The 14,339-nt window shown below is 68.5% G+C and carries 12 protein-coding genes; 1 reads left to right on the forward strand and 11 read right to left on the reverse strand.

What is annotated here, in order from left to right:
- Positions 1 to 14 precede the first annotated feature (14 nt).
- Together ACZ6KF_RS03755 and ACZ6KF_RS03760 are read right to left on the reverse strand one after the other, a co-directional pair.
- Positions 15 to 1,283, reverse strand: coding sequence for a uroporphyrinogen-III synthase (locus ACZ6KF_RS03755; protein WP_356627195.1), 1,269 nt, complete (start codon positions 1,281 to 1,283; stop codon positions 15 to 17).
- Positions 1,284 to 1,392: 109 nt separating this feature from the next.
- Entirely contained in the window at positions 1,393 to 2,778 is a 1,386-nt protein-coding gene (locus tag ACZ6KF_RS03760; RefSeq protein WP_469237134.1) for an MFS transporter, read from the reverse strand.
- A 430-nt stretch (positions 2,779 to 3,208) separates the two neighbouring features.
- Between ACZ6KF_RS03760 and ACZ6KF_RS03765 the strand changes: the two genes are divergently transcribed.
- Entirely contained in the window at positions 3,209 to 3,682 is a 474-nt protein-coding gene (locus ACZ6KF_RS03765) for a DUF397 domain-containing protein (RefSeq protein ID WP_469237135.1), read from the forward strand.
- 7 nt (positions 3,683 to 3,689) lie between these two features.
- Here ACZ6KF_RS03765 and ACZ6KF_RS03770 read toward each other — a convergent pair whose 3' ends face one another.
- The 9 genes from ACZ6KF_RS03770 to ACZ6KF_RS03810 form a co-directional block, all read right to left on the reverse strand.
- Positions 3,690 to 4,709, reverse strand: a complete 1,020-nt coding sequence (locus ACZ6KF_RS03770; protein WP_469237138.1) for a hypothetical protein — start codon at positions 4,707 to 4,709, stop codon at positions 3,690 to 3,692.
- Positions 4,706 to 5,362, reverse strand: coding sequence for a hypothetical protein (locus ACZ6KF_RS03775; protein WP_356627191.1), 657 nt, complete (start codon positions 5,360 to 5,362; stop codon positions 4,706 to 4,708). Before ACZ6KF_RS03775 ends, ACZ6KF_RS03770 begins: the two co-directional genes overlap by 4 nt.
- Positions 5,363 to 5,681: 319 nt before the next feature.
- On the reverse strand, positions 5,682 to 6,371 hold the full coding sequence (locus ACZ6KF_RS03780) for a hypothetical protein (protein ID WP_469237140.1): 690 nt from the start codon (positions 6,369 to 6,371) through the stop codon (positions 5,682 to 5,684).
- A 29-nt stretch (positions 6,372 to 6,400) separates the two neighbouring features.
- The gene (locus tag ACZ6KF_RS03785; RefSeq protein ID WP_469237141.1) at positions 6,401 to 7,018 is read right to left on the reverse strand and encodes a hypothetical protein; all 618 of its coding nucleotides are present in this window, start codon (positions 7,016 to 7,018) and stop codon (positions 6,401 to 6,403) included.
- Between the two features lie 91 nt (positions 7,019 to 7,109).
- Positions 7,110 to 8,459, reverse strand: coding sequence for a WXG100 family type VII secretion target (locus tag ACZ6KF_RS03790; protein ID WP_469237143.1), 1,350 nt, complete (start codon positions 8,457 to 8,459; stop codon positions 7,110 to 7,112).
- Positions 8,456 to 8,773: a hypothetical protein gene (locus ACZ6KF_RS03795; protein ID WP_356627187.1), complete on the reverse strand. Its 318-nt coding sequence runs from the start codon at positions 8,771 to 8,773 to the stop codon at positions 8,456 to 8,458. The genes ACZ6KF_RS03790 and ACZ6KF_RS03795 overlap by 4 nt, the downstream gene beginning before the upstream one ends.
- Before the next feature lie 433 nt (positions 8,774 to 9,206).
- Positions 9,207 to 10,388 carry an amidase domain-containing protein gene (locus ACZ6KF_RS03800; protein ID WP_469237146.1) on the reverse strand — a complete coding sequence of 394 codons (1,182 nt, stop codon included), beginning with the start codon at positions 10,386 to 10,388 and terminating at the stop codon, positions 9,207 to 9,209.
- A 114-nt stretch (positions 10,389 to 10,502) separates the two neighbouring features.
- Positions 10,503 to 11,789 (reverse strand): polysaccharide deacetylase family protein, encoded by a 1,287-nt coding sequence (locus ACZ6KF_RS03805; protein WP_356627185.1) that lies wholly within the window; start codon positions 11,787 to 11,789, stop codon positions 10,503 to 10,505.
- 49 nt (positions 11,790 to 11,838) lie between these two features.
- A complete protein-coding gene (locus ACZ6KF_RS03810; RefSeq protein ID WP_469237148.1) occupies positions 11,839 to 14,292 on the reverse strand; it encodes a transglycosylase domain-containing protein in 2,454 nt (817 codons plus the stop codon).
- Positions 14,293 to 14,339 lie beyond the last annotated feature (47 nt).

Raw genomic sequence — 14,339 nt, forward strand, 5'->3', positions numbered from 1 at the left:
CCCGGGGCGGAGCCTCACGCGTCGGCGTACTTGCTGTCCGCCGCCGGGTCCAGCGCCAGCCGGTAACCGCGCTTGACGACCGTCTGGATCAGCTTCGGCGCGCCCAGCGCCGTACGCAGCCGGGCCATGGCCGTCTCGACGGCGTGCTCGTCCTTGCCCGCGCCCGGCAGCGCACGCAGCAGGTCGGACCGGGAGACCACCCAGCCGGGCCGCCGGGACAACGCCCGCAACAGCGACATCCCGGCCGGCGGCACGGGCTTGAGCTCCCCGTCCACCAGCACCGCGTGCCCGCGGATCTCCACCTGGTGCCCGGCGATCGGCAACGCCCTGGCCCGCGCGGGCAGTTCCTGGCAGAGCAGCTGGACGAGGGGACCAAGCCGGAAGCGTTCCGGCTGCACGGTGTCGATGCCGCGCGCCTGCAGCGGCAGCGCGGTCACCGGGCCGACGCAGACCGGCAGCACGTCGTGGCTGAAGGCGGCGAGCACCTCCGGCAGCAGCCCGCGCTCGTCCGCCCGGGACAGCAGGGACACGGCCGCGGGGGCGCTGGTGAAGGTGACGGCGTCCACCCCGCGCGAGACGGCGGCGTCGAGCAGCCGGTCCACGGGCGAGAGGTCCTCCGGCGGCATCCACCGGTAGACCGGCACGCCGATGACCTCGGCCCCGGCCTCCCGCAGCGATTCCACGAACCCGGGCAGCGGCTCGCCGTGCAGCTGCACCGCGATACGGCGCCCGTCGACGCCCTCTTCGAGCAGCCGGTCGAGCAGCTCCGCCATGGACTCCGACGACGGCGACCAGTGCTCGGTCAGCCCCGCCGCCCGCACCGCGCCCTTGACCTTGGGCCCGCGCGCGAGCAGCTCGACCTCGCGCAGCCGGTCGACGAGGGCCGTGCCGAGCCCCCACCCCTCGGCGGCCTCGATCCAGCCCCGGAAGCCGATGGCGGTGGTGGCCACCACGACGTCCGGCGCCTGGTCGATGAGCCCCTTGGTGGCGTCGAGCAGCTCGCTGTCGTCGGAGAGCTGCACGATCCGCAGGGCGGGCGCGTGCAGTACGGCGGCGCCGCGTCGCCGGAGCAGGGCCCCGAGTTCGTCGGCACGGCGCGCGGCGGTGACGCCCACGGTGAATCCGGCGAGCGGCCCGTGCTCGTCCGCCCGACCGCCCTCTGCCTCCGCCCGCTCGGCCCGCTCCGGTCGGTCCGCTCGCTCCGGTCGATCCGGTCGCTCGTGCGCCGGCTGGTCCGGGGGCGACTGGGTCGCCCCCGTGCGCTGCTGCTGTTCGTCGTACATAACTAACTCTCGTCCCGCACTCGAGTCGGTGTCAGTGCACCTGCATGCCGACCGAGCCTGTCAACGGCTCGTGACAGGCTCGGTTCCGCTTCATGTCGCCGGTGTTACGTCACACCTCGGCGTAGCTGAGCTGCGACTTCTCCTCATCGGTGATCTTCGCGGCCCCGGGGCGGCCCATCGGGCGGCGAAGGTATACGGCCCAGGTGACCGCGAAGCACACGCCGTAGAAGGCGAGGAAGGCGACGAAGGCGCCGGTGCCGGAGCCCACGCTGAGGAAGGACTGGCGGAACGCGAGGTTGATCCCGAGCCCGCCGACCGCGCCGACCGCGCCGATGAGTCCCATCGACGCGCCGGACAGCCGCCGCCCGTACGCCGCCGCGGCCTCGCCGGTCAGCCCCATGGCGATCGCCTTGTTCTGGAAGATCCCGGGGATCATCTTGAACGTCGACCCGTTGCCGAGGCCGCTGAGCACGAACAGCGCGATGAAGGCGACCGTGAACAGCGGGAGCGACTCCTGCATCGAGGCGACGATCACGACGGTGGTGGCGGCGGCCATGGCCACGTAGTTCCCCAGCGTGATCTTCGCGCCGCCGTACTTGTCGGCGAGCGCACCGCCGAGCGGACGGATGAGCGAGCCGAGCAGCGGGCCGATGAAGGTGACGTAGGCGGCCTGGAGCGGCGTGCGGCCGAACTGCGTCTGGAGCACCAGGCCGAAGGCGAAGCTGTAGCCGATGAACGAGCCGAACGTCCCGATGTAGAGGAAGGCCATGATCCAGGTGTTGCGGTCCCGGACGGCCTCCTTGGCGGCGCCGGTGTCGTTCTTCACGGACGCGATGTTGTCCATGTAGAGGGCGGCGAGGACGGCGGCGACGAAGATGAAGGGGATGTAGATCCCGAGCAGCAGCCGCGGCCCGCCGCCGGCCCCGATGACCGCCAGCCCGATCAGCTGCACGACCGGCACGCCGATGTTCCCGCCGCCGGCGTTCAGACCGAGGGCCCACCCCTTCTTACGGAGCGGGAAGAAGGCGTTGATGTTGGTCATGGAGGAGGCGAAGTTGCCGCCGCCGATGCCGGCGAGCATCGCGCAGATCAGGAAGGTCGAGAACGACGTCCCCGGCTCCATCACCGAGAAGGCCGCGATCGACGGGATGAGGAGGAGGGACGCGGAGACGATCGTCCAGTTCCGGCCGCCGAAGATCGCCACGGCGAAGGTGTAGGGGATGCGGACGACGGCGCCGACCAGGGTCGCCATCGACACGATGGTGAACTTGTCGGCGGGGCTGAGGCCGTACTCCGGCCCCATGAACAGCACCATCACGGACCACAGCGTCCAGATGGAGAACCCGATGTGCTCCGACAGAACGGAGAAGTACAGGTTCCGCTTGGCGATTCTCTCGCCCTTCTCCCGCCAGAAGGTCTCGTCCTCGGGATCCCATTCCTGGATCCATCGGCCGCCCCTGCTCGGGGTTGCGGGGGCTGTACTGCGGGCTGTCATGACGCCTCCACGGTGCTCCGGGCTACGTACGGCTCGTACGGGGTGACTGTCTGATCCCGAAGGTAGGCAGGGCGCGTTTCCTGCCTGTGGCTCTGGGTGACCGGAAAGGAACTTTGGTCTCACCGTTTGGGGGTGGGGGGTGAGAGGTCCGGGGCAGAGAGCTTCGGGGGGCAGGGTTGTGGGGGGCCCAGGTAGGGGGTGGTGTGGGGGTGTGGGTGGTGGGGTCGGTACTGGTGGAACCGGCGGGACGGGACGGGGGCGGGAGCGGGTACGGGTCCGGGGACACCCCGCCTTGTGACGCAGGCCATGGTCCTGGCGACCTCGACGGAACCGCCCGTCGCCGTCTTCCGTAACACGGCCCGCACGTGCTTCTCGTCGTTCATGCCGCTCACGCCGCTCCCCCGTAGCTTGCGTCACGCCACCGTCTGCAATGGAAAAGTTTGACACAGCAACGACCGCTCGGGGGAGCGTCGACTTACGGCCACGCGCGCGCAGGCCGCCCCACCTCGAACCACAGCAGCTTCCCGGCGCGCTGCCCGGGCAGCCCGGCGCCTTCGCCGGGCCAGGCGCCCTAGGAGTCGGCACACTCCCGCACGAGCCGCAGCCCGCCCACCGCAGGCGTCGGCAGGCGCGGAGGCCGGACGGTCGCTCTCGGACTCGACCTGCGATCGGTGGCCTTGGTGATCCACAGCCCCGCACTTTTGGACCATGCAGCCACCGGCAGAAGTCCACCTACAGCGGCGACGGCATCAACTGCGTCGACACAGCCAGGACCGGGACCGTCGTACGCATCCTCGACTCGAGGAACCCCGACGCTGGGCACTCGGCCGTCGCGCCCTCCGCCTGGGGCCCATTCCTCGCCTACGCAGCCGGCGCCGCGTCCCGGAACAGGCCCCGCACCTGAACCTCAATCAACGGTTGATCGCCTGGATCTCCTGCACGACCACGTCCTGCTCCGCGCCGAACTCCCCGTTCGGAAGGTCCCGGGGATCGTTGACACCGGTACCGGTCCAGGAGATCTCCCAGGTCACGGTGGCCCGGAGCGGATAGGAACCGTCACCGGAGGAACGCAGGTACCGCACTCCACAGGGCGGCGTGCGATCCGCCTTGCCCCGGGCGTACGGCTCCCCGATACGACCGTTCCGGATCTCGCACACCCCGGACGCCGGGTAGGTCTCGGCGTCGCCGGTGCCGGGCTCGATCTTGAGGGCGACGGGCTCGGCGGTGGTGGTGGCCTGGATGCCGAGCACCGGGACGGAGGCGGTGACGGAGACGGGCTTGAACTCGGCGCCGTCGAGCCAGGCCCAGGTGGGCAGGTTGACCTTGGTGGCGCCTTCGGGGGCCAGGGTCACTTCGGTACTGGGGACGCGGATCTCGGCGTACGCGAGCTGGGCGAGGATCTCGGGGGTGATGGCGTTCTCGATCTCGGGAGGCGGGGCTTCACCCGTGTCCACCCAGAAGATGTCCTCGTCGCAACTGTCCCAACCGGGCGGGAAGGATTCGTTGACGTATGAGTCCCAGAAGTAGCCCTCGCCGGTCTTGTCCTTGTTGAAGTCCTTGTACGGTTCCCCGTCCACATAACGCGCCCGCTGCGTCGCCTCCCACTCGGCGCCGGTGGACTCGGCCGCCCAGATCGGCTTCAGCGTGGCTTCGAGTTGCGCGGGGGTGTACTTGGGCGCGTACCAGCAGGCGGGAGGGGTCCACGCGGAAGCGGCGGTGACGGGTCCGACGGAGGCGCCGCTGCCGTTCTTGGAACGGTCGAAGACGACGCCGCCGGCGGTGGCGGAGATCGTGTCACCGTCCTGTCCACCGCCCACCTGACTCTCAGAGCCTGTGCCTGATCCCCCGGGCACGATGTCGGCGCGCGCCGTCCCGGCTGAGGCCACCAAGGAGAGGATGGCTGCAAGGGCGCACAGCAGCGTCCTGCTCATGGCTGGCACCGTTCGGCGCCCCTCGTAGAAATGATCTGCGATGTCTGCCACACACCGTCCGGGTTCTTGTCCAATCTGGTGTTGTACTGGACGTAACTGTTCTTGGTAACCGGCGTCTTGGCGATTTTTCCGGTCTTCTTGTCCTTGCTGAAGCCCTTGCTCTCGTCGGCGCAGAACGTGAGGGTCGCTGACGTGTCGTTCTTCAACGTCACCTTGCGGTCGTAGTAACGGACCTCGCCTGTGATCGTCGCGCCGGCCTTCTCGAACGCGTTGACCCAGGAGACAGCAGCTTCCAGCGCCTTGCCCGTGTTGTAGAACCCGAGCGCCTCGCCCTTGGGGTCTGTTCCGGTAATCGCTGCGTCTACCGCCCGCATGCGCTCCGCATTATCCGCAAGAACGGCGTCCTGAACCGGGTCTCCCGTTTCCGCGTCCTCAAAGATCAGCTCGAGATCGGACGGGAGCTCGATCTTCGGACGGCCGTCAGTGGCAGAGGGTGACGTAGTCGGCGACGAAGTAGCCTGGGCGCTCGTCTCCGCGCCCGCAATCTTGTCGTTCGCCTTCGTGTCGCTGTCGTCACCGCCGCACGCTGTCAGAAGCAGGGCGGCCACCCCTGCTGCGGCTGTTGTGGTGAGTAGGCGAGGGCGGCGGGTCACAAGGGGCTCCTGGGCACACTGTCGGTTCTGGGAACAGCGCTACCGTAGCCGGGGTGGCAAGCGGCACACCAGACTGAATTGCCGTTCGCGACAGCGACGTTGACCACTCCGTGCCCGCTCCTCGTTCGTGAACTACCGGCCAGCCCTCGTTTCGTGCGCACAGCCCGTTCGTCGGCGTCGGCGAGGACGGCGCGACCCTCCTCGGTCAGGGGGATCTCGAGGACGCTGCGGTGCCACTCGCGCGGGGTGCGTTCGATGGGTGAGCGGTCCTGAAGGTCGGAACACTTCGAGACTGGGACGGAGCGACCTGCTGCCTGCTTCAGGACAGGTCTTCAGCCTTCAGTGGATCCTCGAAGCTGACTGTTTCCGCGATCAGGCGGCGGATCGCGCGGTACTCCTCGCGCCGGGCGACTGCTGTCGTGCTCAAGGTGAGAACGGCCAGGCGCTTGCAGTCCGGGTGCGGGAGGTGGGCGTGGAGCTGGAGCAGTGGTTCATGCGGAAGGCCTGAGCCGGGTCGCGGCGTTCGCAACGTCTCGCTGAAGGTGGCCGGGCCACAGGGAAGTTCCAGGTACTGGGTGTGCGCGTGTCCCTGCGCTCCGGTCACCGCACGGGCGGCCGTGACCCCGCGCGGGGCGACTGCCGTGTCACGCCAGGAGATCGTGAAGAAGGAGAGCAACGGCTGACGTCTGCCGCTCTCGCCCGCCGCCGCGTCGACATCGTCTCGGTGCAGGCCTACGGAGACGTGCACGGTGCCCACTTCACGCAAGGCGCCCAGTATCTGCTGGCCTGCCGCGAACCGTGCGATGAACTGTTGCCGAGCCAGGTCATCGGGTGCGGCTTCCAGGAACGGTGCCGCGGCGACTCGTAACTGCTCAGCGCCGTCCGAATCGGGGGCGGGAAGCAGTTCGGAGAGTGGCAGGGGGGTGAAGCCGGCGGGTTCGGCGAACCAGAGTTCGGCTTCCGGGTCGTGGACGGAGTTGTCGATGACGAAGGCCGGGGTGGTGGGCATGGGCTCCCCGCTCGGGGTGGCGTAGGGCATCAGCGAGGGCTGGGAGTGGGCTCGACGAAGCGGGCTCCGGCGCGGCGGGCGCGTTCCAGGTCGGCGAACGTGGCGTTTTCCCAGTGCCTACGAGCGGCGGCTGGGGCACAGGCCGAGGGCTGGTAGAGGAAGTGCAGTCGCCTGGGTGAGTCCCCGTTCTTGGACGGCACGGCGACGACACCGAGAAAGCGGGGGTCGCCCGCGAACCACAGGGTGTCCAGTTGTGCCTTCAGCTCCGGTTTCGTGCGCGGCCCGCCGATGCGCTTCAGCCACCAGAGGGAGCGGTAGTGCTTGACGAAGACGAGCGGGATTCCCTTCTCACCATTCCCCTCCGGATAAGGAAACTCGATCCACATGCCGTCGGCCTCCGCACCCGGATGCTGGTCGAGGCTTCGCGGGGCGCCATGAAGAACCTGCCAGGGATAGAACTGGAGCACTTGGAGTACATTCAACGACGCCGGGAAATAGCGCAACTGAATGACCACGCGATAGAAGGAGTAAACAATCAAGGGAGCGAAGAGTACAGAAAACCCCGGCGAGAGGTACCCAAGTAGCACATAAAACAACCCCAGGAGCATGGCCAACCAACCAATAAGTCCGATGAGGTTCAGGGCCATATGTCCGACCCATGCCCAGCGAGTGGGCGGGTGATCCCAGGCGGTCGCATGTTCACTGGGGTTCAATGACTTGCCTTTCCCGTAGCGGTGTTCATCGCACGTACTGAATAAGGCTCCACAGGCTTCCACTGTCGATGGCGAGGCGCGCGCCATCAATTCCCGCAACGGTGCCGTCCTTGTACTTGTTTTCATCGGCATCCGCCAACTTATTGACGATTCCGAAACCAGCAGTGGCAACACCGACGGAAGCCGACGCGGTCGATACAGTCTTTGCAGCTGCCTGCGGATTACTCAGCCCGCGTACCGAGCGCATAACGATCGTGTTTTCCAACCCCGCGATGGCCTTGGCCTCATCCATGGTCGCACTTCCATAAAGGGAAACCTTTTGCCCCAAAGTCGGCGCAGGACCGCTCCTGGAAACAGCCTGGATACCTGTCGCCGCCCCCTTGGAAACTGCTCCGACACCAGGGAGGGTACCTACTAGGTCAGCCCCCACAGATACCGCGTTGCTCCAGAAATCGGCGTCAAATTCACCCTTCATGATTCCATCTTTCAACGATTCCCACGTCTCGGCGTCGCTCAGGCGCAACGTCAAAGCCGTAAAGCTCAACGCCGACGCCGTCAGCATCAGCGCTGCCACCATCGCGATCCCCAACGGCCCCGCGAAGATGATCGCCACCAATCCGATCACACCCGCCACGAAACTCAGAATGTCCGGAAGGTTCTCCCCCAGCCAGTCCAGCGCCTCGTCGAACCACCCCGGCTCCTGTGGCGCCAGTTTCTCCGTCGCGTCGCGGATCTTGGCCGCGCGGTGCTTGGCCTTGCTCTCATGCTCCTCCGCGAGCCGCCGTGCCCTCGTCCGGATCCTCTCCAGCTCCGCCTCGGCCTCTTCCACGGCCGCGTTCGCGCGGTCCAGGGCCTTCCGCGCGGTGTCGCGATCGTCGCCCTTCTTGTCCAGGTCCGGGTCGGCGCCGGCCTTGGCCGCTCTGCCCTTCGCGCTGTCCACGACGTCCTGCGCGTCCTTCGCCGACCGCTCCAATTGCCGCGCCCGTCCCTGGAAGTCGTCCAGCTCGCCCTCCCAGCGGCCGAGTTGCTTGGCGGCCTTGCGGAGGGACTGCGCCGCGTTCTTCAGGTTCGACGGCATCGGGCCGTCCTCCAGTTGCTCCCGGAAGGCGACCGCCGCGTCGCCCTTCCAGTAGCTGCCGTCCAGAAGCCTGGTCACCAGGTCATGGGTGTCCTGGAGGACCTCCGCGCAGCCGCTCAGCTTCTTGCGCAGCGCGCGCACGGTCTCCGTGCTGCCCGGCACCGGGTTGAAACCCAGGTGCGGGTAATCGGGATTGGGCATCTTCGGGTAGGACTTGAGACCCTGCGGCAGCGGGCCGTCCCGATACGCCGGCGAATCCGGATGCGGCAGCGGCTCGTCACCCGGCGAGAGGCTCACCTGCCGCCCCCGCCTTTGCCGGACTTGGCCTCCCGCAACGCCCGTTCCAGCGCCAGGTCGACTTCACGGTAGCTGTCCCGGCTCTTGCCGATGATCTCCGCCAAGTCCTCCGTCTGCTTGCCGATCTCCTCCGAGCCGTACTTCCAGTCCTCCTGGAAGTCCTCGCACGCGCCGTCGAGGTCGTCCGTACCCAGCCCGGTCACCGTCGCGTCGGACAGCGCCTTGCGGACGCCCTTCAGCGACCTGCTCGACTGGTTGAGCATCTTCATGAAACGCCCGAGTTCGTCGCCGTCGACCGCCAGCCGATCCGCCATCGTGCCCCACCCCGTCCCGTCGGTCCCGAAGGGTCAAGGACGTTAGCGAGATGCTCGCCCCGCTGACCAGCAGATCCGCAAGGAAAAGACGGGTGTGTGGCCGGAATGGGATCCCTCGTCAGCGGTTGACGGGGGGAAACTGTGGCCCGCCCACTTCCTCATCGCAGCAAACCGGCCAACCTCGTCAATTTCTCGACCGTCAACATCTGAGGGCGCCGGAAATCTTCCGGGTGACGGGATGTCGGGATGTCGGGATGACGGGAATCATTTGTCTACGCGACTGCCGTCATGAGGGTGCGGCGGCCGTAGGACGACGCCGGGCTCGCGAGAGGGGTGGAACCAGGTCGGCGACCACCGTGGCGCCCCGCTCGCACGTCGGCGCCCACCCCGGCCAGAGCAGGGCAGGCGCCGACCGCGTGGTCCGATCCCCGGATCAGGTCCGGTACGCGTAGTACGCCGCCGTCGGGTACGACGCGATGATGCTCGACACCGACCTGCTGTACGTGTTCGTGGAGTGGTACGTCAGGTACGGGACGCCCCGGCTGCGGGACGTGACGATCATCGTGTGGTCCTTCGAGCCGTTCTTGTCGAAGTCGATCTGGAGCACGTCGCCGACGTCCATCTGGTAGACGTTGGCGAGGCTCGTCGTGCGCTTGGAGTTCTGGGCGAACCAGGACCACTCGTTGACGCCGACGAAGGAGTGCGACTGGATGTCGGCGTTGCCGAACCACCGGGTGTAGTCGTAGACGTAGCCGGGGACGTGCTTCCAGCCGCCCGCCTTGAGGGCCTGGCTGACGAAGTTGGTGCAGTCGCCGCCAGCGCCCTGGCCGTTGAAGTTCGGGTAGGCCGGGTTGTAGTTGGACCAGTACTGCTTGGCGTACGTGGCCATCGCCTTGTAGTCCAGGCCGCTGGCGGTGAAGTTCTTCGGGTTCGCCGGGCCGGGGTACGTGGTCGACGCCTTGGGCGCGGCCGGCATCGTGGTGCCGGACCGCGTGGTCCTGGAGCCGGTGGCGGGCGGGGCCGTGGTCTGGTTGACGGCGAGCTGGTCCTCGTCGGACTGGCGGATTCCGGTGAGCTGCCAGTTTCCGTGCCGGTCCGCCGTGAACGTCAGTTCGTGGTGGGCCTGGAACCCCGTGGTGTTCGGCTCGCCGCCGCGCACCTTGGCGTAGGTGAGCGTCGTCGTCTCGGTGACCGCGACCTTGGCCTTGCGGCCCTTGACGTTCGTCGCGTTCAGCGTAACGGTCGTGCTGCCCTTGCTGTACTCCTCGCCCAGCTGGGCGAGTCGGTCCCGGCGCCGGTCGAGCGCCGTGAGGGCGGCGTCCTCCTTGCGGGCGGTGCCGGACGACAGCCGGACGTCTCCCGAGAAGTCGTCGGTCAGCAGCTTCCCCGGCTCGCTCCGGCCGCCCTCGACCAGTGCCTCGGTACGGTCGGTGAAGACGGCGTCCGCCAGTCGCTGGAAGGTCGCCCTGGTCCTGGCGTCCACCGTGGGATCGTCGGTGATCGCGGCGCCCGCGTTCCAGTTGGGCAGCAGCGCCGCTCCGGCGACGACGGAAGCGGCTGCCGCCCCGAATACGGTGGCCCGGCGCCGCGTGCGGCTTATCTTTCGTGACTTCACTGATGTTTCCCCTCTTGCCCCGGCGGGGGGATGTGCCGGGGAGCGGCATCTTTGCACGCGGTGTGCGGCTCTTGTGAAGAGGGGTGCGTCAGTTGGACAAACGGCCCGGGAACGTCACTGCACGACCGTGGACCAGTCCGGGGACTGCGCCGGGTCGAGGGTGCGCAGCCGGTTCAGCGTCTCCGGCTTCTGTACGTCCATCCAGTCCGCCAGCTCCTTGAAGGACACGCACTTGACGTCCTTCTTGGTGCACACGTTCTCGATCATCCGCTCCACGGCCCGCATGTAGATGCCGCCGTTCCAGGTCTCGAAGTGGTTGCCGATGAACAGCGGGGCCCGGCTGCCGTAATAAACGCGGTTGAAGCCGTTCATGTAGGTGGCGAGGGTCTCTTGCTCCCACTGCGGGTACATCGCCGGGTCGCCCTCCGTCTCGCCGTCCGACTGGTTGTAGAGGAAGTTGAAGTCCATGGACAGGCCCTGGTACTTGCCGCCCTCGTACGGGAGCATCTGCAGCGGGAAGTCCCAGATGCCGTCCTTCTTGACCGGCCAGATCTGGAAGTCGCCCGCGGAGCTGGCGTCGTAGCGGTAGCCGTAGTCCTTGCTGGCCTTCATCAGGTTCGCCTGGCCCTCCAGGCAGGGGGCGCGTCCGCCGACGACCTCCCTGTCGACGTCGAAGGGCAGCGGGGGCAGGTCGGTGTAGCCGGTGTTGGTCTTCCAGTTCTTGACGAAGGAGTTGAACTGGTCGATCTCGCTCTTCCACTCCGCGACGCTCCAGTCGCCGCCGCCCTTCTCGCCGCAGAAGTGGCCGTTGAAGTGGGTGCCGATCTCGTTCCCCTCCTTCCAGGCCCGGCCGAGCTGCTCCAGCGTGGTGCGGATGTGCTCGTCGGTGGGGTAGCTGATCGCCGCGGCGCCCCGGTCGTGCTGGGGCGGGTCGTAGAGCGCCTTCTTGCTCTCGGGGAGGAGGTAGATCCCGGTGAGGAAGAACGTCATGTGGGCGTCGTGCTGCTTGGCCACGTCCAGGAAGTGCGAGAACAGGCCGTCGTCGCCCTGGAGCGCGCCGTCCCAGGAGAAGACGACGAACTGGGGCGGCTTCTGGCCCGGCTTGAGCGGCACCGGCTTCAGGCGGCCCTTCTGTGGGCCGGTGTACGAGGTGGAGCCGTCCCCGATGACCTTGGTCCTGCCGTCCCACTCCGGCTCCTCGTCGCCGGCGGGCCCCGCCGTCTTCCGCTGGTCCCCCGAGGACGCGGTCGGCGCGGTGTTGCCGGTGCCGCCCAGCATCAGGTAGCCGGCCGTGAGCGACGCCGCGGCGAGCAGCGCCGCCGAGGCCAGGAAGCCCGGGCGCAGGGCTGCGGTGCGGCGCGGTGCCCGGGCTTTGCGGCGGCGCCCCGACGGTGACTTCATCTGCGGCTCATTCTCCAAGGACGGTGGGACTGCGGGGGCCCTGCCGGGGTCAGCCGGCGAGGCCCAGGGCGCCGGACCAGATGCCGTACGGGACGCTGTCGTCGGCGGTGCCGGCGATGCCCTTGAGCGGCAGTGGTTCGAGGCTCTTGGCGAGGTCGATGCGGTAGACGACGACCGCCGTGGAGACGGACTCGTGGGTGCCGACGTACCAGGCGGCGGTGTCCTTCTCCGTCGTCCCGGCCTTCCCGGCCACCTTCTCGGACAGGGGCGCGGCGTCGGGGTGGGCGGTGCGGAAGGACTCCGTGAGCGCGGAGGTGACCTCCTCGGCCACGTCCGCACCGACCGCCCGGCGCGACTGGGGCGCGTCCAGGGGGAGCTTGGTGCCGTTGTGGGTGATGCGGAGCACCGAGTACGGCTCGGTGTGCCGGCCCTCGGCGGCGAACGTCGCGTAGCCGCTCGCCATGCGGATGGCGCTGGGGGTGGAGCTGCCCATGGAGAGGGCGGGGACGCGGGCGCCGATGCTGGACGGCAGCAGTCCCGCGGCCACGGCGGTGGAGCGCACCTTGTCCAGGCCGGTGTCCATGCCGAGCTGCATGAACGGGGTGTTGACCGACAGCGCCATCGCCCGGTGCAGGGAGATCTGCCCGTAGGAGCGGTCGCCGTCGTTGCTGGCGGCGACCTTGCGGCCGCTGCGGTCCCAGTACGGGCCCTCCGGGGTGGTCACCGGGACGTCGTCGTCGCCGTTGTAGAGGGACTCGCCGGTGACCGGCGTCGTCGCCCCGTCGCGGGCGGTGCGCACGCCGTGCTCCAGGCCGGCCGCGTAGACGAACGGCGTGAAGGCGGTGCCGGCCGGGACGGTGGTGGCGTTGGACTCGTTGAAGCCCTGTTTGCGGTAGTCGGGACCGCCGTAGACGGCGAGGATCCGGCCGTCGGCGGCCACCGAGGCCGCCCCGTAGTGGGCGGTCTTCGCGGTCTTCGGGTCGTCCTCCAGCGCCTTCTTGCGGGCGTCGGTGACGACGTCGGTGAGGCGGCGTTCGCGGTCCTTCTCGAAGGTCGTGTAGATCTGGTAGCCGCCGAGGTCGAACTGCTTGTCGGAGATCTTCGCGGCCTTCTTGGCGTACTGGGAGGCGAGTTCGACCAGGTAGTCGCTCTGCTCGCCGGTGGAGTACAGCGGGTTGTTCTTCAGCGGCTCGGGGAACTTCTTGTAGCCGGCCCGCTCCTCGGGCGACAGCCTGCCGATCGCCACCATCCGGTCGAGGGTCCAGGACCAGCGCTCGACGGCCCGGTCGCGGTTGGTCTGGCTCAGGGTCGGGTCGTAGAGGCCGGCGCCCTTGAGGAGGGCGGCGAGGAAGGCGGCCTCGCTGGCGTTCAGCTCGCCGACGTCCTTGCCGTAGTAGGCCTGGGCGGCGCGCTGGATGCCGTAGGTGCCGCGGCCGAACCAGCTGGTGTTGAGGTAGGCCTCGAGGATCTCGTCCTTGCTCATCCGGTTGTCGAGCTTGAGGGCCATCATCGCTTCGGTGAACTTGCGGCGGACGGTCTGGTCCTGGTTCAGGTAGACGTTCTTCACGTACTGCTGGGTGATGGTCGAGCCGCCCTGGGTGTCGCCCTGGCCGAAGGTGCGCAGGACGGCGCGGCTGATGCCCTTCACGGAGATGCCCGGGTCGCTGTAGAAGCTCGCGTTCTCGGCGGCGAGGACCGCCCAGCGGACGTCCTCGGGGATGTCCTCCAGCGGCATCTCCTGGCGCTGCACCCAGCCGGTGCGGGCCATGGGCGTGCCGTCCGCCCAGAAGTACACGTTGTCCTGCTGGGTGGCGTACGAGTTGAGGTTGTCCGGGATGTCGGTGGCCGCGTAGGCGACGACGAGGAAGCAGCCGCTGAGGCCGATGCCGGCGAAGGCGCCGCCGATCCACTGCCGCCAGGAGGGGAGCCAGCGGCGCCAGCCGGTGCGGCCGGGGCGGGGGTACTCCGGCTTCATCCGGCGGGCGTACGGCGCGGCGCGCGCGGCCAGCGTGGCGAGGACGCCCAGCACGACCGCGAGGCGGGGGTCGGCGGCGAGGCGGGCGCGCAGGGAGGGGCGGGGGGCCTTGCGGGAGGGGCGGGAGGCGCCGGCGTTTTCGCTGTTGCTTTTGTTACGGGCGCCGCGGGCACGGCGGGAGGCTCGGGTTTCCGGGCGGGGGGCGAGGGAGATCGTTTCGCCGCCGGGTATTCGGTCCGCAGCGTTCACCTCGGACGCCGCGTATATCCCGGAGATCCCGGATGTCTCGGACTTCTCCGGAGTTCCGAAGGCGTCAAGGATCCCGGCCGTGTCGGTCGCGCGGGACCTCTCGTTCTCCGTGGCGGCCGTGCGCTGGATGGGCACGCGCAGCTGCACGGTCTCTTCCGGTCGGTACGGCTTGATCGCCTTGGCCGTTTCGGCCGGCTCCATCGGCTCGATCACTTCGATCGGTTCGACCGGCTGCGTCGGCCTGTTCGGCTGGATCGGACCGAGCGCCTTCAACTGCATGGTCCGGTCGGACTCCGACTCAGGCTTCGGCTCCCGGGGCTCTTCCT

The organism is Streptomyces sp. NPDC046379, from assembly GCF_055587785.1.

Bases quoted from the DNA above. Each gene is read 5' to 3' on its own strand.
- ACZ6KF_RS03755 (WP_356627195.1), bottom strand. From the start codon at position 1,283: ATGTACGACGAACAGCAGCAGCGCACGGGGGCGACCCAGTCGCCCCCG.
- ACZ6KF_RS03760 (WP_469237134.1), bottom strand. From the start codon at position 2,778: ATGACAGCCCGCAGTACAGCCCCCGCAACCCCGAGCAGGGGCGGCCGA.
- ACZ6KF_RS03765 (WP_469237135.1), top strand. From the start codon at position 3,209: ATGGAAAAGTTTGACACAGCAACGACCGCTCGGGGGAGCGTCGACTTA.
- ACZ6KF_RS03770 (WP_469237138.1), bottom strand. From the start codon at position 4,709: ATGAGCAGGACGCTGCTGTGCGCCCTTGCAGCCATCCTCTCCTTGGTG.
- ACZ6KF_RS03780 (WP_469237140.1), bottom strand. From the start codon at position 6,371: ATGCCCACCACCCCGGCCTTCGTCATCGACAACTCCGTCCACGACCCG.
- ACZ6KF_RS03785 (WP_469237141.1), bottom strand. From the start codon at position 7,018: ATGGCCCTGAACCTCATCGGACTTATTGGTTGGTTGGCCATGCTCCTG.
- ACZ6KF_RS03795 (WP_356627187.1), bottom strand. From the start codon at position 8,773: ATGGCGGATCGGCTGGCGGTCGACGGCGACGAACTCGGGCGTTTCATG.
- ACZ6KF_RS03805 (WP_356627185.1), bottom strand. From the start codon at position 11,789: ATGAAGTCACCGTCGGGGCGCCGCCGCAAAGCCCGGGCACCGCGCCGC.
- ACZ6KF_RS03810 (WP_469237148.1), bottom strand. From the start codon at position 14,292: ATGCAGTTGAAGGCGCTCGGTCCGATCCAGCCGAACAGGCCGACGCAG.